At 50.0% G+C, this 22,116-nt stretch carries 25 protein-coding genes; 14 read left to right on the top strand and 11 right to left on the bottom strand.

The features are described from left to right. Positions 1-11: 11 nt before the first annotated feature. The 5 genes from QMN38_RS06090 to flgB are packed head-to-tail and all read right to left on the bottom strand — an operon-like array spanning position 12 to position 3,560. Positions 12-767 carry a flagellar basal body rod protein FlgF gene (locus QMN38_RS06090; RefSeq protein WP_045441661.1) on the bottom strand — a complete coding sequence of 252 codons (756 nt, stop codon included), beginning with the start codon at positions 765-767 and terminating at the stop codon, positions 12-14. A gap of 20 nt (positions 768-787) precedes the next feature. Then, positions 788-1,999, bottom strand: coding sequence for a flagellar hook protein FlgE (gene flgE / locus QMN38_RS06085; RefSeq protein ID WP_323604706.1), 1,212 nt, complete (start codon positions 1,997-1,999; stop codon positions 788-790). A 26-nt stretch (positions 2,000-2,025) separates the two neighbouring features. Continuing rightward, positions 2,026-2,724, bottom strand: a complete 699-nt coding sequence (gene flgD, locus QMN38_RS06080; RefSeq protein WP_271441729.1) for a flagellar hook assembly protein FlgD — start codon at positions 2,722-2,724, stop codon at positions 2,026-2,028. 11 nt (positions 2,725-2,735) lie between these two features. Then, complete coding sequence (flgC, locus tag QMN38_RS06075) at positions 2,736-3,140, bottom strand: flagellar basal body rod protein FlgC (protein ID WP_045441655.1); 405 nt, start codon at positions 3,138-3,140, stop codon at positions 2,736-2,738. A gap of 3 nt (positions 3,141-3,143) precedes the next feature. Next, a complete protein-coding gene (gene flgB, locus QMN38_RS06070; RefSeq protein WP_003036189.1) occupies positions 3,144-3,560 on the bottom strand; it encodes a flagellar basal body rod protein FlgB in 417 nt (138 codons plus the stop codon). Between the two features lie 157 nt (positions 3,561-3,717). Between flgB and flgA the strand changes: the two genes are divergently transcribed. From flgA to flgN, 3 genes are all read left to right on the top strand, one after another. Then, complete coding sequence (flgA, locus tag QMN38_RS06065; protein WP_061068834.1) at positions 3,718-4,377, top strand: flagellar basal body P-ring formation chaperone FlgA; 660 nt, start codon at positions 3,718-3,720, stop codon at positions 4,375-4,377. Between the two features lie 93 nt (positions 4,378-4,470). Next, complete coding sequence (flgM, locus tag QMN38_RS06060; RefSeq protein WP_005129057.1) at positions 4,471-4,764, top strand: flagellar biosynthesis anti-sigma factor FlgM; 294 nt, start codon at positions 4,471-4,473, stop codon at positions 4,762-4,764. A gap of 3 nt (positions 4,765-4,767) precedes the next feature. Further along, positions 4,768-5,190, top strand: coding sequence for a flagella biosynthesis chaperone FlgN (flgN, locus tag QMN38_RS06055; RefSeq protein ID WP_271441727.1), 423 nt, complete (start codon positions 4,768-4,770; stop codon positions 5,188-5,190). Positions 5,191-5,278: 88 nt separating this feature from the next. Here the strand turns inward: flgN and murJ are convergent, their stop codons facing one another. From murJ to rimJ, 4 genes are all read right to left on the bottom strand, one after another. After that, positions 5,279-6,814, bottom strand: a complete 1,536-nt coding sequence (gene murJ / locus QMN38_RS06050; RefSeq protein WP_271441726.1) for a murein biosynthesis integral membrane protein MurJ — start codon at positions 6,812-6,814, stop codon at positions 5,279-5,281. A 221-nt stretch (positions 6,815-7,035) separates the two neighbouring features. Next, positions 7,036-7,959, bottom strand: coding sequence for a Gfo/Idh/MocA family protein (locus tag QMN38_RS06045; RefSeq protein WP_271450133.1), 924 nt, complete (start codon positions 7,957-7,959; stop codon positions 7,036-7,038). 1 nt (position 7,960) lies between these two features. After that, entirely contained in the window at positions 7,961-8,608 is a 648-nt protein-coding gene (locus QMN38_RS06040) for a YceH family protein (protein ID WP_323604705.1), read from the bottom strand. A gap of 35 nt (positions 8,609-8,643) precedes the next feature. Then, positions 8,644-9,228 (bottom strand): ribosomal protein S5-alanine N-acetyltransferase, encoded by a 585-nt coding sequence (gene rimJ / locus QMN38_RS06035; RefSeq protein ID WP_005129064.1) that lies wholly within the window; start codon positions 9,226-9,228, stop codon positions 8,644-8,646. A gap of 260 nt (positions 9,229-9,488) precedes the next feature. Here rimJ and mdtH point away from each other — a divergent pair, with 260 nt between their 5' ends. The 9 genes from mdtH to QMN38_RS05990 all read left to right on the top strand — a co-directional run bounded on the left by mdtH (position 9,489) and on the right by QMN38_RS05990 (position 16,376). Next, the gene (gene mdtH / locus QMN38_RS06030) at positions 9,489-10,697 is read left to right on the top strand and encodes a multidrug efflux MFS transporter MdtH (protein WP_323604704.1); all 1,209 of its coding nucleotides are present in this window, start codon (positions 9,489-9,491) and stop codon (positions 10,695-10,697) included. Between the two features lie 116 nt (positions 10,698-10,813). After that, on the top strand, positions 10,814-11,374 hold the full coding sequence (locus tag QMN38_RS06025; RefSeq protein ID WP_061068127.1) for a lipoprotein: 561 nt from the start codon (positions 10,814-10,816) through the stop codon (positions 11,372-11,374). A 105-nt stretch (positions 11,375-11,479) separates the two neighbouring features. Next, positions 11,480-12,526, top strand: a complete 1,047-nt coding sequence (pyrC, locus tag QMN38_RS06020; RefSeq protein ID WP_323604703.1) for a dihydroorotase — start codon at positions 11,480-11,482, stop codon at positions 12,524-12,526. Positions 12,527-12,600: 74 nt separating this feature from the next. Further along, positions 12,601-12,846, top strand: a complete 246-nt coding sequence (dinI, locus tag QMN38_RS06015; RefSeq protein ID WP_323604702.1) for a DNA damage-inducible protein I — start codon at positions 12,601-12,603, stop codon at positions 12,844-12,846. A gap of 339 nt (positions 12,847-13,185) precedes the next feature. Next, positions 13,186-13,440, top strand: coding sequence for a biofilm formation regulator BssS (gene bssS / locus QMN38_RS06010; RefSeq protein WP_003036154.1), 255 nt, complete (start codon positions 13,186-13,188; stop codon positions 13,438-13,440). 246 nt (positions 13,441-13,686) lie between these two features. After that, positions 13,687-14,805, top strand: coding sequence for an N-methyl-L-tryptophan oxidase (solA, locus tag QMN38_RS06005; RefSeq protein WP_323604701.1), 1,119 nt, complete (start codon positions 13,687-13,689; stop codon positions 14,803-14,805). Positions 14,806-14,857: 52 nt separating this feature from the next. Next, a complete protein-coding gene (locus QMN38_RS06000) occupies positions 14,858-14,971 on the top strand; it encodes a YceO family protein (RefSeq protein WP_003846814.1) in 114 nt (37 codons plus the stop codon). Positions 14,972-15,232: 261 nt separating this feature from the next. Then, positions 15,233-15,799, top strand: a complete 567-nt coding sequence (locus tag QMN38_RS05995; protein WP_271442812.1) for a cytochrome b — start codon at positions 15,233-15,235, stop codon at positions 15,797-15,799. A gap of 1 nt (position 15,800) precedes the next feature. Then, the gene (locus QMN38_RS05990; protein ID WP_061068131.1) at positions 15,801-16,376 is read left to right on the top strand and encodes a YceI family protein; all 576 of its coding nucleotides are present in this window, start codon (positions 15,801-15,803) and stop codon (positions 16,374-16,376) included. 47 nt (positions 16,377-16,423) lie between these two features. Here QMN38_RS05990 and trhO read toward each other — a convergent pair whose 3' ends face one another. Beyond that, the gene (trhO, locus tag QMN38_RS05985) at positions 16,424-17,476 is read right to left on the bottom strand and encodes an oxygen-dependent tRNA uridine(34) hydroxylase TrhO (protein ID WP_271442813.1); all 1,053 of its coding nucleotides are present in this window, start codon (positions 17,474-17,476) and stop codon (positions 16,424-16,426) included. A gap of 219 nt (positions 17,477-17,695) precedes the next feature. Here trhO and QMN38_RS05980 point away from each other — a divergent pair, with 219 nt between their 5' ends. Both QMN38_RS05980 and mdtG read left to right on the top strand, forming a co-directional pair. Further along, positions 17,696-18,616: a Kdo(2)-lipid IV(A) acyltransferase gene (locus tag QMN38_RS05980; protein WP_005129093.1), complete on the top strand. Its 921-nt coding sequence runs from the start codon at positions 17,696-17,698 to the stop codon at positions 18,614-18,616. 154 nt (positions 18,617-18,770) lie between these two features. Continuing rightward, positions 18,771-19,991 carry a multidrug efflux MFS transporter MdtG gene (gene mdtG, locus QMN38_RS05975; protein ID WP_323604700.1) on the top strand — a complete coding sequence of 407 codons (1,221 nt, stop codon included), beginning with the start codon at positions 18,771-18,773 and terminating at the stop codon, positions 19,989-19,991. A 145-nt stretch (positions 19,992-20,136) separates the two neighbouring features. On the opposite strand, the gene QMN38_RS05970 is transcribed toward mdtG, so the two are convergent. Next, positions 20,137-21,468, bottom strand: a complete 1,332-nt coding sequence (locus QMN38_RS05970; RefSeq protein WP_323604699.1) for a sensor domain-containing diguanylate cyclase — start codon at positions 21,466-21,468, stop codon at positions 20,137-20,139. Positions 21,469-22,116 lie beyond the last annotated feature (648 nt).

Below are 22,116 nucleotides of genomic sequence, written 5' to 3'. Positions count from 1 at the left end.
AATGTCCTGTATTAACTCATCGACAGCAGTTGGTTGGCGCGGCCCGCGTTATCATCCACGCTACTGATAATCTTCATCTGCATTTCGAAGCGGCGAGCGCTGGCAATCATATCGCTCATCGCCGCAACTGGTTTGACGTTACTGCCTTCCAGTACGCCCGACATCACGCGGATGCTGGGGTCGGCTTGCAGTGTCGGCCCGCGGGTAGCCTGCGCTGCCGCATTCAGACGGAACATCCCGTCATCACCACGTTGCACTTCACTTCCCGTCGCTTTAACCAGCTTCAGACGTCCTACTGGCGCCACCGTATTTGCGGGATCGCCTGGGTTGAGCGCCGAAATCGTTCCGTCAGCGGCGATAGTCACTTCCGACCCTTCCGGTACCGCTATCGGCCCAGCTTCGCCGATCACCGGATGTCCCTGAATAGTCAGCTCACCGGTTGGACTCACCTGAATAGCGCCATTGCGGGTGTATCCTTCGCTGCCATCAGCGGTCTGCACAGCTAACCAGCCATCCTGCTGCAAGGCCACATCCAGCGGACGGGAGGTATAATCCATCTGGCCTGGCGTCATATCGGCCCCAGGCGTGGAAGCAACTACCAGCGTACGCGTCGGTAGTGAAAGCCCTTCTACGGGAACCGCACGCAGCGCGTTGAGCTGAGCACGAAAACCCGGTGTGGAGGCATTTGCCAGGTTGCTGGCCGTCACCGCTTGTTGATTCAACGTCTGACTGGCCGCGCCCATGGCGGTATATATTGCGTGATCCATTAAGCCATCCCGTCAGGCGCTTAGCGCAGGTTGACCAGTGTGTTAAGGATCTGATCCTGGGTTTTGATGGTCTGCGCATTCGACTGATAGTTACGCTGAGCGACGATCATATTCACCAGTTCTTTACTCAAATCCACGTTAGAGGCTTCCAACGCACCGTTGGTCAGCTTGCCGAAGTTACCCGTACCCGCGGTACCCAGCAGCGCCACACCGGAGGCCTGAGTTGCCGCCCAGACGTTATCGCCCTGAGATGCCAGACCTTCGTTGTTGGCAAAGTTTGCCAGCACGATCTGTCCCAGAACCTGTTTCTGTTCGTTGGAGTAGTTACCGACTACGGTACCGTCATTGTTAATTTGGTAGCTCACCAGATCGCCTGGTTTGTAGCCGTCCTGGTTAGTGGCAACAATGTTGTTTGCACCGGTGTTCTGCTGCATGGAGTTCTGGAAACTCATTGCGAAGGTGACGGCCGGGGCGCCATTGAGCGCGGCGGTAGTGATATCGAATGTACCGCCGCCGATTAACGCCCCATTGGTATCAAATTCCAGCGTGGACGTCGGTGCGGTTGGCACAGCAGCCTTAGGATCGCTGCTATCAATGGTATAGACAGCCCATTTGTTATCAGGCTGTTTTACAAAATAGGCGTTAACTTCGTGGGCATTGCCCAGGCTGTCATAAACGGTGACTGGGCCTTTTTTGTTATAGCTGTCAGCATCTTTCGGATCGAACGTTGTCGTTGTCGGGATTTTATCCGATGAGTTCAGGTTGATCTGCATTGAGGCCTTGCTGGTTGCCTGTGCCGCCATCAATGTATTAGGGATCGTGATCGGCCCTGGGTTCGCACCCTGCTGAACGGTCGGCGGCGTACCGGTTGCCGGATAGCCCGTCAGTTTCAGTCCCTGCATGTTAACGATGTTGCGGTTTTCATCGAGTTTGAACTGACCGTTACGGCTGAAGAAAACGGAACCATTGCTGTCAACCATACGGAAAAAACCGTTCTGGCTGATAGCCACATCCAGCCCACGTCCGGTGTTGGTGGTGGTACCATCGGTAAAGTCCTGGGTAATACCCGCAACTTTAACGCCCAGACCCACTTTAGAACCGGCGAACATATCGGCAAAGGATGCCGTACCGGATTTAAAACCGTAGGTGGCGGAGTTGGCGATGTTGTTACCAATGACATCGAGGTTGGTCGCTGCAGCGTTCAGACCGCTGACCGCTTGTGAAAAGGCCATGACTTACTCCTGATAAGTGTGAAGGCTTAGATTATCTGCCGTACTTCGTCGAGGGTGGTGGTTCCATAGGTGCCCAGATCCAGCGTGTTACCTCCGTTACTGCGGATAACACCCTGCACCAGCGCAAACTGTAGAGGCTGCGCCACAAGCTGCGTTCCGCCATTACTGGCCGCAATCGAGACATTATACGAACCGCTCGGTGCATCCGTGCCGTCCGTCATCGTGCCGTCCCAGGTAAAGGTATGCACACCCGCTTTCAACCCGCCAATATCGATGGTGCGTACCACCTTGCCGTCTTTATCGGTAATGGTTGCGGTAACCTTATCTGCCGGTTGCTGCAGCTCAACGCCAAACGGTGTCGTGGTCGTCGTTGCCCCTTCTTCCGCACCCTTACCGGTCAGAATGGTGGTCCCCGGGATCATGACGCCATGGCCAATCAGCGTACTGGCCTGCAACGACTGGCTGCTATCGATCTGTCCGGAGATCGATCCCAGCGTGGTATTCAATTTTTCAATGCCGCTTACGGTACTGATTTGCGCTAACTGGGTAGTCAACTCATTGTTTTGCAGCGGGTTGGTCGGGTCCTGGTTTTTTAACTGCGCAACCAGAAGCGTCAAAAAGCTGCTTTGCAGATCAGCCGCGTTGCTCCCTGTCAGCGAACTGTTGCCAGTGGCAGCATTAACACCCGACGTACTCGGGTCATTCATTTTTACAGCAACGGACATATGCGCCTCCTTTACTGGCCCAGCGTCAGCGTTTTAAGCATCAAGCTTTTCACGGTATTGAGCACTTCAACGTTTGCCTGATAGCTGCGTGAAGCTGACATGGTGTTAACCATCTCGCCAACCACGTCGACATTCGGCATTTTTACGTAGCCATTCGCATCCGCCAGCGGATTGCCCGGTTCATAAACCAGCTTGTCCGGTGCCTGACTTTCAATGACGTCAGCAACTTTTACGCCACCGGTTGCTGCGCCTGGTGCTGCATCAACCTGAAAAACAACCTGCTTTGCGCGATACGGCTGACCATCAGGTCCGGTCACGCTATCGGCGTTCGCCATGTTGCTGGCAGCCACGTTCAGACGCTGAGACTGAGCCGTCAGCGCAGAACCTGCGATATCAAAAATATTGAGCAACGCCACGGGTTAGTTCCCTCCTTGCAGCACGTTCATCATGCCCTTGATTTGCCCACCTAACGCGGTAAGCCCCATCTGGTACTTCAGGCTGTTATCCGCAAACTGCGTACGCTCCCTGTCCATATCCACCGTGTTGCCATCCAGAGACGGCTGGTCAGGAATGCGATAGAGCAACTCCGTCGAAGGAGCCGAGACAGTCTGGGCAGGAATGTGTTGTGCAGAGGTCAGCGTCAACGAAACACCGCCTGTTTCTTCCCGCCCTCGCACCATGACTTTTTTTAATTCACTGGCGAAATCCAGGTCGCGCGCCTGATACCCCGGCGTGTCGGCATTGGCAATGTTGGCCGCTAATATTTCCTGGCGTTGGGCGCGCAAATTCAGCGCTTCCTGTTGAAAACGTAAGGCGGCATCGAGCTTATCGAGCATATCTCCTCCGCAAATGACAAAATTCAGCCGACAGCTTAAATCCCATCACGCGCGCGTTATCGCCGGAATAAACGCAAAATGCGTCGCTATTTGTTGCGTTGATGACTGCGTCACACAGGTAGAATCCTGCCACTACCTGAAAAAGCGCGAGGTTTTGATGCAAACGTTTAAACGTGGAATAGTCGTGGCAGCACTGCTGTTCAGCCCTATGACGCTGGCACAAGACCTGAATTCGCAGTTAACCGCGTGGTTTTCCCAGCGCCTGGCCGGGTTTAGCGATGAGGTGGTCGTCACTGTCCGTACGCCGCCAAACTTGCAGCCCAGCTGCGATCAGCCTGCGCTGAGCGTGTCCGGCAGTGCGAAACTGTGGGGTAACGTGAACGTGCTGGCCCGCTGCGCCAATGAAAAACGCTATCTGCAGGTCACTGTGCAAGCCACCGGCAACTATGTTGTCGCAGCGGCCCCTGTTGCCCGCGGAAGCGCACTGAACGCGGCCAGCGTAACGCTAAAACGTGGTCGTCTGGATCAACTGCCGCCACGCGCCGTACTGGACATTAACCAGGTTCAGGATGCCGTGAGCCTGCGCGACCTGGTTCCCGGTCAGCCAATCCAGCTCACAATGTTGCGCCAGGCGTGGCGGATAAAAGCGGGTCAACGCGTGATGGTTATCGCCAACGGAGACGGCTTTCGGGTCAATGCCGAAGGTAAAGCGCTCAACAATGCAGCCGTCGCGCAAAACGCCCGAGTGCGGATGATTTCTGGCCAGGTGGTGAGTGGAATCGTCGATTCTGATGGGAATATTCTTATTAACCTATAATAGGTTAAAGATTTTTTAGCGAGTGCCGATAGATAATCAACCAATGATTAAAGCGGGCCGCTATAGCGTAACCCCTCGATGAGGATAGAAAAAATGAGTATTGATCGTACCTCACCATTGAAGCCAGTAAGCACTGTCCAGCCACGCGAAACCAGCGACTCGCCGGTACAAAAAGCGCGGAAGGAAAAAACAGCGACGACAAACAGCACCAGCGTAATGCTGAGTGACGCTCAGGCCAAATTGATGCAGCCCGGCACCAATGACATCAATATGGAACGTGTCGAAGCGCTGAAAACCGCGATCCGCAACGGCGAGCTGAAAATGGATACCGGAAAAATTGCCGACTCGCTGATCCGCGAGGCACAGAGCTACCTACAGAGTAAATAAAGTATGACTCGTTTGTCAGAAATACTTGATCAGATGACGACCGTCCTCAATGACCTAAAAACGGTGATGGATGCTGAGCAGCATCAGCTTTCTGCAGGGCAGATCAACGGTAGCCAGCTACAGCGAATTACAGAAGAAAAAAGTTCTTTGCTGGCCACCCTCGATTATCTGGAACAGCAGCGCCGCCTGGAGAATGACGCCACGCGCAGCGCCAACGATGAGATTGCCGAGCGCTGGCAGACAATCACGAAGAAAACACAGCATTTGCGCGATCTCAACCAGCACAATGGTTGGCTGCTGGAAGGGCAAATCGAACGCAATCAACAGGCAATTCAAGTGCTGAAACCGCACCAGGAGCCGACGCTGTATGGCGCGAACGGCCACACATCTGCGGCACATCGCGGCGGGAAAAAATTCTCTATTTGATCATTGCCTGATGGCATTGTGCTTATCAGGCAACGCTATTCTGCTGGCCGGATGCGGCGTGGTACCGCCATCCGGCATAGGATGTCCATTACGCCGTCCGGCGAACGAACTCTTTCACTTTAAAGCCCAGCGCAGCAAGAGCGGCGAAGTAGGCCACGATTCCCACGACCACCACCGCCAGCAAACGCATCACACGCCACACCATTGTCCCTTGTGACCAGTCCGGCATCATGTAAAGCATCCCTACCAGCGCAGCAGACATCACCAGCACTGAAATCACCAGACGCGTCAGGAACCAGGCCCATCCTGCCTGTGGGGTGAATATTTTCTGTTTGCGCAGTTGCCAATAGAGCAGTGAAGCATTCAGACACGCCGCCAAACCGATCGACAACGACAGTCCGGCATGCTTCAACGGCCCGATAAACGCCAGGTTCATCACCTGGGTCAGAATCAGCGTCACAATGGCAATTTTTACCGGCGTTTTAATATCCTGACGCGAGTAAAAACCAGGCGCCAATACTTTCACGATGATAATGCCAATCAGACCGACCGAATACGCCACCAGCGCACGCTGGGTCATCGCCGCATCAAACGCGGTAAATTTTCCATACTGGAACAGCGACACCGTCAGCGGTTTCGCCAGGATACCCAACGCCACGGCACTGGGTAACGCCAGCAGAAAACACAGGCGCAGCCCCCAGTCCATCAGGCGACAATACTCATCATGATTACCGCTGGAAAAACTTTTGGACAGTGACGGCAGCAGGATTGTCCCCAGCGCCACCCCCAAAACACCGGAGGGAAACTCCATCAGACGGTCGGCATAGTACATCCATGACACTGAGCCGGAGGCCAGAAACGAGGCAAAAATCGTGTTAATAATCATTGAAACCTGGCTGACGGAAACCCCAAGGATCGCCGGCCCCATTTGCTTCACGACGCGCATCGCACCTTCATCACGAAAGTTGACTCGCGGCAGTACCAGCATGCCAATTTTCTTCAAATGCGGAAGCTGATAAACCAGTTGCAGCACACCGCCCACGGTGACAGCCCACGCCAGCGCCAGCACCGGCGGATGGAAATAAGGCGCGGCAAACAGCGCAAAACCAATCATGCTGATATTCAGAAACGTCGGCGCAAACGCGGGAATGGAGAAGCGATTCCATGTGTTAAGGATTGCACCTGCCAGTGAGGCCAGCGAAATCAGCAGAATATAAGGAAAAGTTATCCGCAGCAGTTGGGTAGTCAGTGTGAACTTATCTGCAGTATCAGCAAACCCTGGTGCGGTGACCATTATCACCCACGGCGCAGCAAGCATCCCGGCCACCGTGACGACGGCCAGCGCCAGCGTCAATAGACCAGAAACATAGGCGACAAACACGCGGGTGGCGTCTTCGCCCTGCTTACTTTTGTATTCGGCAAGAATCGGTACGAACGCCTGAGAGAACGCGCCCTCAGCAAAAATGCGGCGCAGCAGGTTAGGAAGTTTGAATGCCACAAAAAAGGCGTCGGTCGCCATCCCTGCGCCAAAGATTCTGGCGACAATCGCGTCACGCGCAAAACCCAGCACACGTGAGAACATCGTCATCGAGCTGACGGCTGCCAGCGATTTTAATAAATTCATCTATGTTGTATTCCAGACTCTGAGGCAGAACCCCGTATAGCCAGTCCATTGGCCGGAGAAGGCGTTGAGTCCTCATCCGGCAATGTCGCAGAGCCTGATGCCGACGCTAAAGCGTCTTATCAGGCCGACAAACTGGTCTATAGCTTGAAAAGAGGTGTTTTTTGAGTGGGCATATAGTACCTGGATTACCGTGAATTACTACCGCCAGATGTTACAGGGGGTTATTCCTCCATCGCCTCCCGCCACAGTTTTTCAACCACACGCTGCGCCAGAATCGCCTGCTCGCCCGCCGTCTCAGGAACCGTCTGATTTTGTACGCAGGCTATAAAATGACGTGCGCATCCGGCAAACCCACGTTGTTCTAACGTCGTTTGCCATCCTGCAATGGGCTTATGTACCACACCCTGCCCGCGTTCCTCGCGCCATTCCCGCATATCCGTCACATCAATCAAGCCCCCTTCCGTCACGGCCTGGATACACTCGCGCTGGCTACCTGCACGGCGGTGCATACTGGTGGTTATCTGTAGCTGGTCGGCAGAAAAATGATGTTCAGCATATAGCATCTCACCAGTGTCATTTGTTAACAGCGTGCCGCCATTAAGTTGAACCTGTCCTCCTGCCAGCCACAGCGCGGTGTCTACCACGTGCAGATAATCATCCAGCAACGTAAAACGCAGATCGTGCGGCCCGACGCTGTCCGTACGGTGCTTGTCCATACGAACAGACGCCGCATTACGCAACTGCGCCTTTAGATCCTGATACAGCGGCGCAAAGCGACGATTAAACCCAACCATTAGTGTCAGTTTTTTCCGCGCCGCCAGCTCCACCAGTTGTTCAGCTTCGCGCAGATTTTCTGCCAGCGGCTTGTCCACGCAAACATGAACGCCGGCATTCAGCAACTCACTCACTACAGCGTAGTGGGTGGCAGTACTGGAATGAACGAAAACGGCATCGCAGGTTGCCGCTAAATTCTGTACGGAATCAACGTATGGCATTCGCCAGGTTTCACAAATACGCAGCGCTTTTTCCCGCGAGGGCGACCATGCACCCTGCAGCGTCCAGTCTGCAGATGCGCCCAACACAGGCAACCATGCCTTTTGCGCGATACCCCCTAACCCGACCACGCCAATACGCAATTTTCCCACGTCAGTCTCCCAGGTGTGCCAATAATGAATCGAGCCGCTGTTTCAATTCTGCCACTTCGGTTTCCAGCGCTTCAACGCGCGCCTGCAAATCTCCAGACGCCGCCTGCGGTTCATCTGCCGCAGCGAGTGACTCATCAACCTCGCCACAAAACAGGTGCATATAACGACTTTCTCGTTTTCCAGGTTCACGCGCCAGGCGGACCACATAAGGGCCATCTTCCCGGGTAGCCAGTTTCTCCAGCGTCGACTCTACTTCCGCCATATCGCTGAACTCATACATTCGGGATGCGCGGCTACGCAATTCGCCCGGTGTTTGAGCGCCACGGAGTAACAGCGTGGTGATCAATGCCACTTCACCCGCGCTAAGCTTAAGATTGCCAAACTCTGAATTACAGAACCGCTGTTCGTATTTGGTCACGCGATTACCAAAGCCGCTCACCGTCCGCAGAAAATGCCTTTTTACCAGGTTATCAAGCAGGTCCTGCACGTCGGCTTCCGACAGATTCATCACCGGTTCACGGTTGGTTTTTTGATTACACGCGGTCACCACACCATTCACGGAAAGGGGATATTGTTCCGGTGTAGTAACCTGTTTTTCTAATAAGCAGCCAATCACTCGGGCTTCAGTGGCGGTTAATTCGTATTTCATCGTCTTCTCCATTATTCAGGCCGCGCGCCTGAAACTTAGCGACCGGGGGTCCATTCTGATGTTGTCAACGCCGTCAGCACATGATCGCGCCACTGCCCATCAATCAGCAGATAGTCTTTTGCATACCCTTCTTTCTCAAAGCCGAGTCGCGCCAGCAAATCGCCGCTACGCTTATTGTGTGGCATGTAGTTCGCCATAATGCGGTGAATATGTTGCGTCCGCTGTACATAACGAATTGCGGCGGTCAGGGCTTCGTACATCAGCCCCTGCCCTTGCCACTTCTGCGCAATGGAATAACCGAGATAACAGGCGTGGAAAGATCCGCGCACCACGTTCGAGAAGTTCGCAACGCCGATAATTTCTTTTTCGTCGGGATCGAGCAGCGCGAAATACCAGGCTGTACCTTGTTTATGGAATTCAGAGATCATGCTCAGACGCGCCTGCCAGCCAGAGGGGTAGCAGTGGCTTTCATCGCGGATAGGTTCCCAGGGCTTTAAGAAATGACGATTCTCTGCGTAATAATCTGCCAGACGCCAGGCATCACGCTCATGCACCAAACGCACGACCAGGCGGTCCGTGGTTAAGCGCACTTTTGGCACGTTACTGCGATAGCCAAACATTCTATACCTACTCCTTCCCGTAACGTCTTCAATACGCAATTCGCATTACTATACCTGTGCAAATACACCCTGTGAAAAGAGCAAAATGCCATTTTTTGAATTATTCACACATTTTGATGAAAACTCTCTATCAAGACGGACTTTTGATAAAAAAATATTGTCCCGCCAAGGGTGGGAAAAGCGCAAACGACACCGCAGAATAGAAGGTGCTTATCTTTTAAACTCTCCACCGAGTGACGAGTTTTTTCCCTGGAGGGGAAATGTCGCAAGTCTCGCAGGCAAGGAACCTGGGTAAATATTTCCTGCTCATCGATAATATGCTGGTCGTGCTGGGTTTCTTTGTCGTTTTCCCACTGATCTCTATCCGTTTTGTCGACCAAATGGGCTGGGCCGCCGTGATGGTCGGTATCGCACTTGGATTGCGCCAATTTATTCAGCAAGGTCTGGGGATTTTTGGCGGCGCAATTGCTGACCGCTTTGGTGCCAAACCCATGATTGTGACCGGCATGCTGATGCGTGCCACCGGGTTCGCCACGATGGGGATTGCGCACGAACCCTGGCTATTGTGGTTTTCCTGTTTCCTCTCCGGCTTAGGCGGTACATTATTCGACCCGCCCCGTTCGGCACTGGTGGTCAAACTGATCCGCCCGGAAAAGCGCGGGCGCTTTTTCTCCATCCTGATGATGCAGGACAGTGCCGGTGCCGTTGTTGGCGCATTACTCGGCAGTTGGCTGTTACAGTACGATTTCCGTCTGGTCTGCGCTACGGGTGCGATTTTGTTCGTTTTGTGCGCTGCGTTTAACGCCTGGCTGCTTCCGGCATGGAAGCTGTCCACCGTGAAAATTCCCGTGCGCGAAGGCATGAGCCATGTGATGCATGACAAACGATTTGTCACCTATGTCCTGACGCTGGCGGGGTATTACATGTTGGCGGTACAGGTTATGTTGATGCTGCCAATTATGGTTAATGACATTGCCGGTTCGCCGGCCGCCGTGAAGTGGATGTATGCCATCGAGGCGTGTCTCTCTTTAACGCTGCTCTACCCTATCGCCCGCTGGAGTGAGAAACGTTTTCGTCTTGAGCATCGGCTGATGGCAGGCCTGCTGATCATGTCTCTTAGCATGATGCCCATCGGTCTGGTCGGAAATTTACAGCAGCTTTTCACCCTGATTTGCACCTTCTATATCGGTTCTATCATTGCGGAACCGGCACGCGAAACGCTGAGCGCATCGTTGGCAAATGCGCGTGCACGGGGCAGTTACATGGGCTTTAGCCGTCTCGGGTTAGCCATCGGCGGTGCCATCGGTTATATCGGTGGCGGCTGGCTGTTTGACATGGGTAAAGCATTGTCACAGCCAGAACTCCCGTGGATGATGCTCGGCATTATCGGCTTTATCACCTTCCTCGCGCTGGGCTGGCAGTTTAGCCATAAACGCCCGTCACGCGGCATGCTGGAACCTGATGCCTGATAGCTGACCAGACGTCCCGGACTCAATTTCAGTTTTTTCTGCTGGTGTCCGGGTCGCTGGTGCTTGATGCTGCTTTGTGTCACGATTACGCCACAAGCATCATGTTGAGGAACCCCATGAAAAAGATTTTTTTTGCTGCTGCACTGATTGTCAGCGGCCTGTTGGTTGGTTGTAATCAACTCACACAATACACGGTTAGCGAGCAAGAGATTAATCAGGCACTGGCTAAGCATAACGACTTCTCGAAAGATATTGGTCTGCCTGGCGTTGCTGAAGCCCACATCGTACTGACCAATCTCGCCAGCCAGATTGGTCGCGAAGAACCGAATAAAGTGACGCTGACAGGCGATGCCAATCTGGATATGAATTCCCTTTTTGGTAGCCAGAAAGCGACCATGAAATTGAAGTTAAAAGCATTGCCAGTCTTCAATAAAGAAAAAGGCGCGATTTATCTACAAGAAATGGAAGTGGTCGATGCGACCGTCACACCAGAGAAAATGCAATCAGTGCTGCAAACGCTGATGCCCTACTTAAATCAGTCGCTGCGCAATTACTTTAACCAGCAACCGGCCTATATTCTGCGTGAAGACAGCAGCAAAGGCGAAGCGCTGGCGAAAAAACTGGCGAAAGGGATTGAGGTTAAACCGGGCGAAATCATTATCCCATTTACCGATTAATCAACATCAGGGCGCGAATGCGCCCTTTTTTTTCGTGCAAACGAAAACGTTTCCGCTTATCCTTTGTTTCCGGCAAAAAAGACTATCCTCAGCCGGAGCATATTGATGACTGCACCATCCCAGGTTTTAAAGATCCGCCGCCCAGACGACTGGCACCTTCACCTTCGCGATGGCGACATGTTGAAAACTGTCGTGCCTTATACCAGTGAAACTTATGGTCGCGCGATTGTTATGCCAAACCTCGCTCCGCCGGTCACTACCGTTGATGCGGCCATTGCGTACCGTCAGCGCATTCTGGACGCTGTACCCGCCGGACATCACTTTACGCCGTTGATGACCTGCTACTTAACGGACACGCTGGATCCTAATGAACTTGAGCGTGGATTCAACGAAGGCGTCTTCACCGCCGCGAAACTTTATCCCGCCAATGCAACAACCAACTCTACACACGGTGTAACCTCGGTCGATGCCATTATGCCGGTACTGGAGCGCATGGAAAAATTGGGGATGCCACTGTTGGTGCATGGTGAAGTGACGCACGCTGAGATCGATATTTTCGATCGCGAAGCACGTTTCATCGAAACGGTGATGGACCCCTTACGTCAGCGTTTAACCGCGCTAAAAGTGGTGTTTGAACATATCACAACCAAAGATGCCGCCGACTACGTTCGCGAGGGCAACGAGCTTCTTGCCGCAACCATCACACCGCAGCATTTAATGTTTAACCGCAACCATATGCTGGTCGGCGGAATTCGTCCGCATCTGTACTGTTTGCCGATACTCAAACGTAATGTTCACCAGCAGGCGCTGCGTGAACTGGTTGCCAGTGGATTCAGTCGTGCATTCCTTGGCACCGACTCCGCACCGCATGCGCGTCATCGTAAGGAGTCCAGTTGCGGCTGTGCGGGCTGCTTTAATGCGCCGACCGCGCTGGGCAGCTATGCTACCGTGTTTGAAGAGATGAACGCTCTGGACCATTTCGAAGCCTTCTGCTCACTCAATGGCCCGCAGTTCTATGGTTTGCCGGTGAATGAGACCTTTATTGAGCTGGAACGCGTGGAGCACCAGGTCCCGGAGAGCATTGCGCTGGAAAACGATACGCTGGTGCCTTTCCTTGGCGGTGAAACGGTACGCTGGTCAGTAAAACGCTAAAAAAGTGTAGCCCACTGTTGTCAACTGGCGCAGTTAACTGTATAAATAACCAGTATATCCAACAGGGGGCTATTATGCGTATTGAAGTCACTATTGCCAAAACTTCACCTTTACCAGCCGGTGCTATCGACGCGCTGGCAGGTGAACTCTCCCGCCGTATTCATCATCATTTTCCGGATAACGAAGGTAACGTTACCGTTCGTTATGCCAGGGCCAACAATCTGTCGGTTATTGGCGCATCAAAAGAGGACAAAGAACGCATCAGCGAAATCCTACAGGAAACCTGGGAAAGCGCGGATGACTGGTTCATCAACGAATAAAAAATGATATGCAGTGATGTTTGTTTGCCGGGTCGCCCCGGCTTTTTTATACGTGAATCCTTTAAATCAATCTTGCATTCACCACGCTGGCAGATAATTTATATTAAACACCTTGATTATCTTTTAATCAAATCACCAAAATAATTGCACAACATGCTAAAAAAAAATGAATAACATGTTGTTTTATTAGTCAGATAACACTGAAAACAAAAAATTTATGCGCTGCCCTCTTTAAATTTTCAATGAATACCCTTATTTATTGATATACTGAAGTTGCTTCAGAAAAAAACGCATTGAACCTCGAAAACCGTTGTCTAGTAACACGAATTAGGGGGCATGATGGAAAAGAATAATGAAGTCATTCAGACTCATCCGCTTGTAGGGTGGGACATCAGCACTGTTGATAGCTACGATGCGCTGATGCTGCGTTTGCACTACCAGACCCCGAATCGTCCGGACCCGGATGGGACTGAAGTCGGTCAAACGCTCTGGTTAACCACTGATGTTGCCAGGCAATTTATTTCGATATTAGAAGCCGGAATCGCCAAAATTGAATCTGGCGATTACCAGGTAAATGAGTATCAGCGACATTAAACCTGATACATCACACCATCAAAAGGCACCTTCGCGGTGCCTTTCTTATTTGCAGGTTGAATATTCCGGTTCAGTTATTTACCCTGCTATACCTGTCTTACTTCAAGTTGCATGTGCGTTGGCTTTACTCGGCCTTTGGCCTCGCCCCTTTGGGGCCAGCGTAAGCGCTGTTCAAAACCGCCAGGGCGTTTTGTCCTGCAACTCGAATTATTTAACGTATGCTATCGCGATTGCAGAGAGAAGCGGATGAAATACGACTTAATCATTATTGGCAGCGGTTCCGTGGGCGCCGCAGCCGGATACTACGCCACTCGCGCTGGTCTCAACGTTTTGATGATCGATGCGCATATGCCACCGCATCAACAGGGCAGCCATCACGGCGATACACGATTAATTCGTCATGCGTATGGCGAAGGTGAAAAATACGTTCCACTGGTGCTACGTGCGCAAACATTGTGGGATGAACTTTCCGCACAAAATGAAGAGCCTGTTTTTGTTCGCTCTGGCGTTATCAACCTGGGCCCAGCAGATTCAACCTTCTTAGCGACCGTGGCGCAAAGTGCCAAACAGTGGCAGCTCAATGTCGAACAGCTGGATGCAGCAGCCATCATGGCTCGCTGGCCAGAAATTCGCGTGCCTGAAAACTATATCGGGCTGTTTGAAGCCGAATCCGGTTTTTTACGCAGTGAGTTAGCCATTAAAACCTGGATTCGCCTGGCTGAAGAGGCGGGTTGTGCACAGCTGTTTAAATGCCCCGTCACGGCGATTCATCACCACGATGATGGCGTAACGGTTGCAACAGCCGATGGTGACTACCACGCGAAAAAAGTCGTCGTTAGCGCCGGTACCTGGGTCAAGGCATTGCTGCCGGAACTGCCGATACAACCGGTGCGTAAAGTATTCGCATGGTATCAGGCTGACGGGCGCTACAGTGTCAAAAACAAATTCCCGGCATTTACCGGTGAACTGCCTAATGGCGATCAATACTATGGTTTTCCGGCTGAAAATGACGAGTTAAAAATTGGCAGGCATAACGGCGGACAGGTCATTCATTCACCTGAAGAACGTAAACCGTTTGCCGCTGTCGCCAGCGATGGTTCTGAGGCGTTCCCATTCCTGCGCACTATTTTGCCTGGCATTGGCTGTTGTCTGCATGGCGCATCCTGTACTTACGATAACTCGCCAGATGAAGACTTCATTATCGATACGTTGCCAGACCATGACAACACGCTGGTGATTACCGGACTCAGCGGACACGGTTTTAAGTTTGCTTCCGTACTGGGCGAAATTGCGACTGATTTTGCCCAAGGTAAACCGTCAGCCTTTGACCTGACGCCATTCAGGCTGTCCCGTTTTAAGCGATAATTGATCAATGGCCTCGTTGGTGAGGCCATTTTTAATGACAGGAATAACATTGATGCGCCGCATCTTTCACTATCTGGTTAATAATATTCGCGAGCATTTCATGCTCTACATTATTTTATGGTCGCTGCTGGCGATTATGGACGTCATATATATTATGTTCTTCTAATCGATATGCGCTGACATTAATTGACAAAAACTGATAATTACTTAATTTCATTGCAATAAACTGAATAACATAATTCTCATCCCTCCTTGTTTTCAAGCCCTTCTCCTTGTTCACTCACACTAACGATTTGATGATTGCGCCTTTAATTAATCAATTTTATTGAAATAAGAATAAATATCATCACCATTGTTATTTATTAGTTGCATTAATGTCTTTTACACGCCATTTTCATTCACTTCTGAAATATCTAACGGTGTGTTTATGCAATTCAATAATAGTCCACAGCGCTATGGCGTGGTGTCTGCCGCATTACACTGGCTGGTCGCTATTGCCGTCTATGGCATGTTTGCTCTGGGTTTATGGATGGTAACACTCAGTTATTACGATGGTTGGTATCACCAGGCGCCTGAACTGCATAAAAGTATCGGTGTGTTGCTGATGATGGGACTGGTTGTCCGCATTGTCTGGCGGGTTGTTTCCCCTCCCCCTGCCGCGCTGAAAAGCTATTCCCGTCTAACCCGCATTGCGGCGGCATTGGGCCACCTCACGCTATATACCCTGCTTTTTTCTATTGTCATCAGCGGCTATCTGATCTCTACCGCAGACGGTAAAGCAATCAGCGTATTTGGTTGGTTCGATGTTCCCGCCACGTTTGCCAACGCAGGCGTACAAGCCGACATCGCCGGTAACGTGCACTTATGGCTCGCCTGGACCGTGGTGGTTTTATCACTTCTGCATGGGCTAATGGCCCTGAAACATCACTTTATCGATAACGACGATACCCTTAATCGCATGTTGGGAAAATCGTCATCTGACTATGGAGCTTAAAATGAAAAAAAACCTGCTGGGACTCACACTCGCCTCTTTATTATTCACGACCGGCTCTGCCATCGCGGCGGATTACAAAATTGACAAAGAGGGACAGCATGCCTTTGTTAATTTCCGCATTCAGCATCTGGGATACAGCTGGCTGTACGGCACATTTAAAGATTTCGACGGTACATTTACCTTTGACGAGAAAAATCCGGCTGCCGATAAAGTCAATGTCACCATCAACACCAACAGTGTTGATACCAATCATGCCGAGCGTGACAAACACCTGCGTAGTGCAGAATTCCTCAATGTGAGCAAGTTCCCGCAGGCCACCTTTACGTCCACCAGCGTGAAGAAAGAGGGCAACGATTTGGATATCACCGGTAACCTGACCCTGAACGGTGTCACCAAACCGGTAACATTGGACGCGAAGCTGATGGGTCAGGGTGGCGATCCATGGGGTGGCACACGCGCCGGTTTTGAAGCTCAAGGGAAAATAAAGCTGAAGGATTTCAACATTACCACCGATCTCGGTCCCGCTTCTCAGGAAGTTGAATTAATTATCTCGGTGGAAGGCGTACAGCAGAAATAACGTCCTATTGATGCCGGATGAGGCTTTTGCCACCATCCGGCATCGTGTTATTGCGCAGGATCGGGAATACCGAGCTTAGTATTTAAACGCCCCCGCGATTTATTAAAGATCTTATTGCCGTTCTCACGCCCGGCGCGACGACGACGCTGCTCTTCTTCTGGCAGTTCGCTCTCTTCACAACACAGTTCGCTACAGCAGCCTTTATACTTTTGCGCACAGGCTGGACACTGAATAAACAACAGATGGCAGCCATCGTTTTTGCAATTAGTATGGCTGTCACATGCAGTACCGCACTGGTGACAATGCGAAATCACATCGTCAGAGATCCTCTCCCCCATGCGTTCATCGAAAACAAAATTTTTGCCGATAAAACGCACAGGCAACCCCTGCTCGCGCGCTTTGCGGGCATACTCAATAATGCCGCCTTCGATGTGCCAGACTTTGCTAAATCCGTTATGTTTCATCCATGCACTGGCTTTCTCACAACGAATCCCCCCAGTACAATACATAACGATTTTTTTATCCTTATGCTCCTGCATCATTTCTACCGCTTTCGGCAGCTGATCGCGGAAGGTGTCTGCCGGGATCTCCAGTGCATTTTCGAAGTGACCCACTTCATATTCGTAGTGGTTGCGCATATCAATAAACACCGCATCCGGATCGTCCAGCATAGCATTCACTTCAGCAGCTTTCAGATAATCACCCACGTTGCTGGCGTCAAAATCAGGATCATCAATGCCATCCGCGACAATTCGCTCACGGACCTTCATGCGCAGAACCCAGAATGATTTGCCGTCATCATCTAATGCAATATTGAGACGCAACCCGGATAATGCAGGATCAAATGCGTATAACTGTTGGCGAAACGCATCAACGTGACTTTGCGGTACACTGATTTGTGCGTTAATGCCTTCCCGTGCAAGATATACGCGGCCAAACACATTCAGTGTAGTGAACAGTTGATACAGTGCATCACGCGTTTGCTGAGGATCAGCGATGGTAAAATATTTATAGAATGAAATCGTCGTACGCGGCTCAGATTCCGCCAGCATTTTAGCTTTGAGCGCGTCATTCGAAATGCGGTTGTGTAACACTGGCATGGTGTACGTATCCTGCAATCAGTAAAAATGAAAATCGGCCGGCATGATAAAGCAAACATCGCCAATTTACATCCACACATTTTACGCTACATTTCATACTTCACGATAAAAACGCAACAACAATTGATGGTTTAATCACCGTTCTCCCGTCGTAAATTTTAGATACGCGCAAAAAAATGCGACAATACAGGGAATTGGTCGTTAGAAGACAGGATAGACATGACGAATTTACCCAAGTTTTCGGCTGCACTACTGCATCCGCGTTATTGGTTAACCTGGCTGGGTATTGGCATCCTTTGGTTAATCGTGCAGTTACCCTACCCAGTGCTCTATAAATTGGGATGTGCACTAGGCCGTCTGGCATTGCGTTTGATGAAACGTCGGGCAAAGATTGTTTCCCGCAATCTGGAACTGTGCTTCCCGCAAATGAGCGAGCAGGAACGCCAGCAGATGATGGTAAAGAACTTTGAGTCTGTCGGTATGGGCGTAATGGAAACCGGCATGGCCTGGTTTTGGTCTGACAGGCGAATATCACGCTGGACTGAAGTTATCGGAATGGAGCATATCCGGGACGTTCAGGCACAAAAGCGTGGGATCCTGTTAGTTGGTCTGCACTTTTTGACGCTCGAGTTGGGCGCACGCCAGTTTGGCTTACAAGAGCCGGGAATTGGTGTGTATCGTCCTAACGACAATCCGCTGCTCGACTGGCTACAAACCTGGGGGCGTATGCGCTCCAATAAATCAATGCTCGATCGTAAAGACCTGAAAGGGATGATTAAGGCGTTGAAAAAAGGTGAAGTGGTGTGGTACGCGCCGGATCACGACTACGGCCCTCGCGCCAGTGTATTTGTGCCTTTGTTCGCCGTTGAACAGGCTGCAACGACGTCCGGAACCTGGATGCTGTCACGAATGTCGAATGCCTGTCTGGTGCCATTTGTTCCCCGCCGTAAACCTGACGGCAAGGGGTATCAATTGATTATGCTGCCACCGGAGTGTTCACCACCGCTGGACAATGCTGAAACAACGGCGGCCTGGATGAACAAAATCGTTGAAAAATGCATCATGATGGCCCCCGAGCAATACATGTGGCTACATCGCCGCTTTAAGACACGTCCTGAAGGCTCCCCCTCTTTGTACTGAGTCTTTGTTGCAGTCCTGTGGACTGCAACACCTTCTCTCCCCTTTTAGGTTTAACTGCTATCCGCATTGCAGCAACTATCAACCAGGCGCATAATTAGCCTGCTTATTTATATTTAATCGATAGCGCAAACAGCGCATCACACTGCGGATCGCTATGTCACCCTCTGATGCCCCCATAAACTGGAAACGCAACCTTACCGTTGCCTGGCTGGGCTGTTTTTTAACCGGTGCAGCATTTAGCCTGGTCATGCCATTTTTACCCCTTTACGTCGAGAGTCTTGGCGTGACGGGTCACAGCGCCCTGAATATGTGGTCAGGGCTGGTATTCAGCATCACTTTCCTGTTTTCAGCGATTGCCTCGCCTTTCTGGGGTGGGCTGGCCGACCGTAAAGGCCGGAAAATTATGCTCTTACGCTCGGCGCTGGGCATGGCCATCGTCATGCTGCTGATGGGGCTGGCGCAAAATATCTGGCAGTTCTTGATCCTGCGCGCCCTGCTGGGTTTGCTCGGTGGATTTATTCCTAATGCCAACGCACTGATCGCAACCCAGGTGCCACGCAATAAAAGCGGCTGGGCGTTGGGGACACTTTCCACTGGCGGCGTCAGCGGTGCTTTACTTGGGCCATTGGCGGGCGGGTTACTCGCCGATCAGTATGGTCTGCGCCCCGTATTTTTCATCACAGCCCTGGTGCTGTTGATCTGTTTTATTCTGACACTCTTTTTTATCCGTGAACGCTTCCAGCCAGTGAGTAAGAAAGAGATGCTGCACGTTCGCGAAGTCGTGACGTCGTTAAAGAATCCAAAGCTGGTGCTGAGCTTGTTTGTCACTACCCTGATAATTCAGGTTGCAACCGGCTCCATTGCGCCAATCCTGACGCTGTATGTACGGGAGCTTGCGGGCAATGTCAGTAATATCGCGTTTATCAGCGGGATGATTGCCTCTGTACCCGGCGTTGCGGCCTTAATCAGCGCACCAAGGCTCGGCAAATTGGGCGACAGGATTGGTCCGGAGAAGATCCTGATCGTGGCATTGGTTATCTCCGTACTGTTGTTGATCCCAATGTCATTCGTCCAGACACCCTGGCAGCTAGGCGTGCTGCGCTTTTTACTGGGTGCCGCTGATGGTGCATTGCTGCCTGCCGTACAGACCTTGCTGGTGTATAACTCAACCAACCAAATCGCCGGGCGCATCTTTAGTTACAACCAGTCATTTCGTGATATCGGCAACGTGACTGGGCCGTTAATGGGAGCTGCTATATCGGCAAATTATGGCTTCCGTGCCGTCTTCTGCGTCACCGCGGGTGTTGTGTTATTCAACGCGATCTACTCATGGAACAGTCTGCGCCGCCGCCGGGGATCTCAGGTCCCGGGATGATTTGCGTACTCATTCTCAATGGTCCCCCAACATATCGATTGGCTTAATGTGGGGGGATACGCAGAGTGAACTCAATTACAATTCTGATCGTACTGGCTACACACTTTTTTAAACGTCATAACACGCAATAACGCTTAATATTATTCTAGCTGTTATAGTAAACCACTTTATTTCTACCTGAGTTTTTCGCTTCATACAACGCAGCATCAGCATATGATACGACTTTATCAGCAGAATAATCATCAGATTTACTACAATATACACCGATGCTGATTGTCATTTTCTCTTTCAAGCCATATATATTAGGTACCGCTGTTTCAGTCTCAACATTTTTTCTTATTCTTTCCGCAACAAACATTACTTCAGCTTTATCTTTACACTTAATCAGGATCCCAAACTCTTCCCCACCAATTCTCGCAAAGATATCGGAGTCCCTGATCGATTTATTGACAATATCAACAATACTCTTTATAACGCGATCGCCTTCCTGATGGCCATAAGTATCATTGATGCGTTTGAATTTATCTATATCCAGTATCATTATACAAACAGCACCTTTTACTAAAGATGACTTCAGTGCCTTATAGAATAATTTTCGATTATATATCTTAGTCATCGCATCTTTTATTGCTGAATCCGTCTCTCTCTTAAGAATAATGAACGTATTGTACATTAATATAGATATGATACATAAGGCACTGATAACTTCGATTCCCCTACTGACATACCAAATATACATACTATATTCATCCAGACTTAACAGCAGAACATTCGTCAGGATTGCAGAACAACACAGTAACGCGATGCTTTTCCATAAGATACTGTGCAGTTTGGTTTTCACTGCCAGATACAATAAGACCGTTCCCCATGCGATAATCAGTGAATATATGTAGCCAATATGCCAGTGCATCGTTTTATTGTCAGCTTTGAGACTGGTAATTTCAATCGTGACATCAGTATTATAACTGGATAAGTTATGCGAAATGAATGCAATTGCCAGCATAATCAGCAATGCTATAATGATGTAACATGGTTCTCTTTCTTTAGTCTCAATAACGGTGGAAGTCGCTTTATACGCTGTCAATGATACAAAAAGCAATACAATAAAACTCACCTGCCTAAAATAATAGAAGATAGCGATATCATTTGTACGTTTTTCTATCAAAACACTATCGTTAATTAAATTCTGAACGATATATATGGTTTCTATAAAATAGAAATTATTACTGAGAAATGCCATTCCTAATATCATCAGATATGTTAGATCTTTCCTGCAAAGGTATTGAAATAACATAAAGAGAAAAATAGTGCCGTACAGAAAAAACAACCCAACGATGATAATTAAATATGTTGTTTGAGGTACACTCTGCACTTCTAACTGATACTGAGAAAGGCACACGCCAGCAAGAAGATAGCTGACTAAGCAAACTATGTAATAACGCATCAACCTGCTATTGTTTGAATTACTATTATCCATAACAGCCCTGGCAAGAATCCCTTTTAGCATTTTATATATTAAGTTATTACTTTTTGCAAATTAATAATTCAACCCATAACACAACATTATTTATTCATCTTTTAATGATAAATAGCTTATCTATAACTTCTGTTATTATTCATTAAATATGATGAATTCATTTTTATGCAAACCAGGAGTTTACATACGAGTTACAAATTAAATGATTGGCGATATTATCCACATTACTAAATGTTGATGATTTCAGATGTTATCTATATCTGCTTCTTGATATCATTCTCCTTTAATTTCATGCCGTTAATTAATGTTTATCTCATCTGCCCATTGTGTTTTTTTCATTGTAAGCTGTCGCAAGCTTGCTATTCAATCACCCCCTTTAAACTATAATATCCTCACGTATTGTGCTCCAGTCATAACCGCTTGAGTTTAATACATTACACCCCATTCTTAGATACTTAAGGTTTATTGTTCATGAATCGTATTGGCGGCAGAGTTCAACCCGTATTTTTGTTGTTCCAGGAAGCACCACAACCGTGTGGTTAGGGTGAGAAACACCCGATGCTTCAAGTCGTTGCATACCTGAAACTTCGCGATAAACGAATGCTTTGACAGTTTTCACCACACCACCTATATCTTTTTATTAAGCCA

The organism is Citrobacter sp. R-1.5.2, from assembly GCF_035064245.1.
GTDB lineage: Bacteria > Pseudomonadota > Gammaproteobacteria > Enterobacterales > Enterobacteriaceae > Citrobacter.
The sequence above is the reverse complement of the archived record's forward strand: the minus strand, read 5'-3'. Positions and strand labels throughout refer to the sequence as shown.

What these genes read in the sequence shown, in the direction of transcription:
- QMN38_RS06040 (WP_323604705.1), bottom strand. Translation starts at nt 8,608, where the DNA reads ATGAAATACGAATTAACCGCCACTGAAGCCCGAGTGATTGGCTGCTTA.
- QMN38_RS06090 (WP_045441661.1), bottom strand. Translation starts at nt 767, where the DNA reads ATGGATCACGCAATATATACCGCCATGGGCGCGGCCAGTCAGACGTTG.
- flgD (WP_271441729.1), bottom strand. Translation starts at nt 2,724, where the DNA reads ATGTCCGTTGCTGTAAAAATGAATGACCCGAGTACGTCGGGTGTTAAT.
- rimJ (WP_005129064.1), bottom strand. Translation starts at nt 9,228, where the DNA reads ATGTTTGGCTATCGCAGTAACGTGCCAAAAGTGCGCTTAACCACGGAC.
- flgA (WP_061068834.1), top strand. Translation starts at nt 3,718, where the DNA reads ATGCAAACGTTTAAACGTGGAATAGTCGTGGCAGCACTGCTGTTCAGC.
- solA (WP_323604701.1), top strand. Translation starts at nt 13,687, where the DNA reads ATGAAATACGACTTAATCATTATTGGCAGCGGTTCCGTGGGCGCCGCA.
- flgE (WP_323604706.1), bottom strand. Translation starts at nt 1,999, where the DNA reads ATGGCCTTTTCACAAGCGGTCAGCGGTCTGAACGCTGCAGCGACCAAC.
- bssS (WP_003036154.1), top strand. Translation starts at nt 13,186, where the DNA reads ATGGAAAAGAATAATGAAGTCATTCAGACTCATCCGCTTGTAGGGTGG.
- murJ (WP_271441726.1), bottom strand. Translation starts at nt 6,814, where the DNA reads ATGAATTTATTAAAATCGCTGGCAGCCGTCAGCTCGATGACGATGTTC.
- QMN38_RS05995 (WP_271442812.1), top strand. Translation starts at nt 15,233, where the DNA reads ATGCAATTCAATAATAGTCCACAGCGCTATGGCGTGGTGTCTGCCGCA.
- QMN38_RS05970 (WP_323604699.1), bottom strand. Translation starts at nt 21,468, where the DNA reads ATGGATAATAGTAATTCAAACAATAGCAGGTTGATGCGTTATTACATA.
- flgM (WP_005129057.1), top strand. Translation starts at nt 4,471, where the DNA reads ATGAGTATTGATCGTACCTCACCATTGAAGCCAGTAAGCACTGTCCAG.
- dinI (WP_323604702.1), top strand. Translation starts at nt 12,601, where the DNA reads ATGCGTATTGAAGTCACTATTGCCAAAACTTCACCTTTACCAGCCGGT.
- pyrC (WP_323604703.1), top strand. Translation starts at nt 11,480, where the DNA reads ATGACTGCACCATCCCAGGTTTTAAAGATCCGCCGCCCAGACGACTGG.
- mdtG (WP_323604700.1), top strand. Translation starts at nt 18,771, where the DNA reads ATGTCACCCTCTGATGCCCCCATAAACTGGAAACGCAACCTTACCGTT.
- trhO (WP_271442813.1), bottom strand. Translation starts at nt 17,476, where the DNA reads ATGCCAGTGTTACACAACCGCATTTCGAATGACGCGCTCAAAGCTAAA.
- mdtH (WP_323604704.1), top strand. Translation starts at nt 9,489, where the DNA reads ATGTCGCAAGTCTCGCAGGCAAGGAACCTGGGTAAATATTTCCTGCTC.
- flgN (WP_271441727.1), top strand. Translation starts at nt 4,768, where the DNA reads ATGACTCGTTTGTCAGAAATACTTGATCAGATGACGACCGTCCTCAAT.
- QMN38_RS05990 (WP_061068131.1), top strand. Translation starts at nt 15,801, where the DNA reads ATGAAAAAAAACCTGCTGGGACTCACACTCGCCTCTTTATTATTCACG.
- QMN38_RS06000 (WP_003846814.1), top strand. Translation starts at nt 14,858, where the DNA reads ATGCGCCGCATCTTTCACTATCTGGTTAATAATATTCGCGAGCATTTC.
- flgB (WP_003036189.1), bottom strand. Translation starts at nt 3,560, where the DNA reads ATGCTCGATAAGCTCGATGCCGCCTTACGTTTTCAACAGGAAGCGCTG.
- QMN38_RS05980 (WP_005129093.1), top strand. Translation starts at nt 17,696, where the DNA reads ATGACGAATTTACCCAAGTTTTCGGCTGCACTACTGCATCCGCGTTAT.
- QMN38_RS06025 (WP_061068127.1), top strand. Translation starts at nt 10,814, where the DNA reads ATGAAAAAGATTTTTTTTGCTGCTGCACTGATTGTCAGCGGCCTGTTG.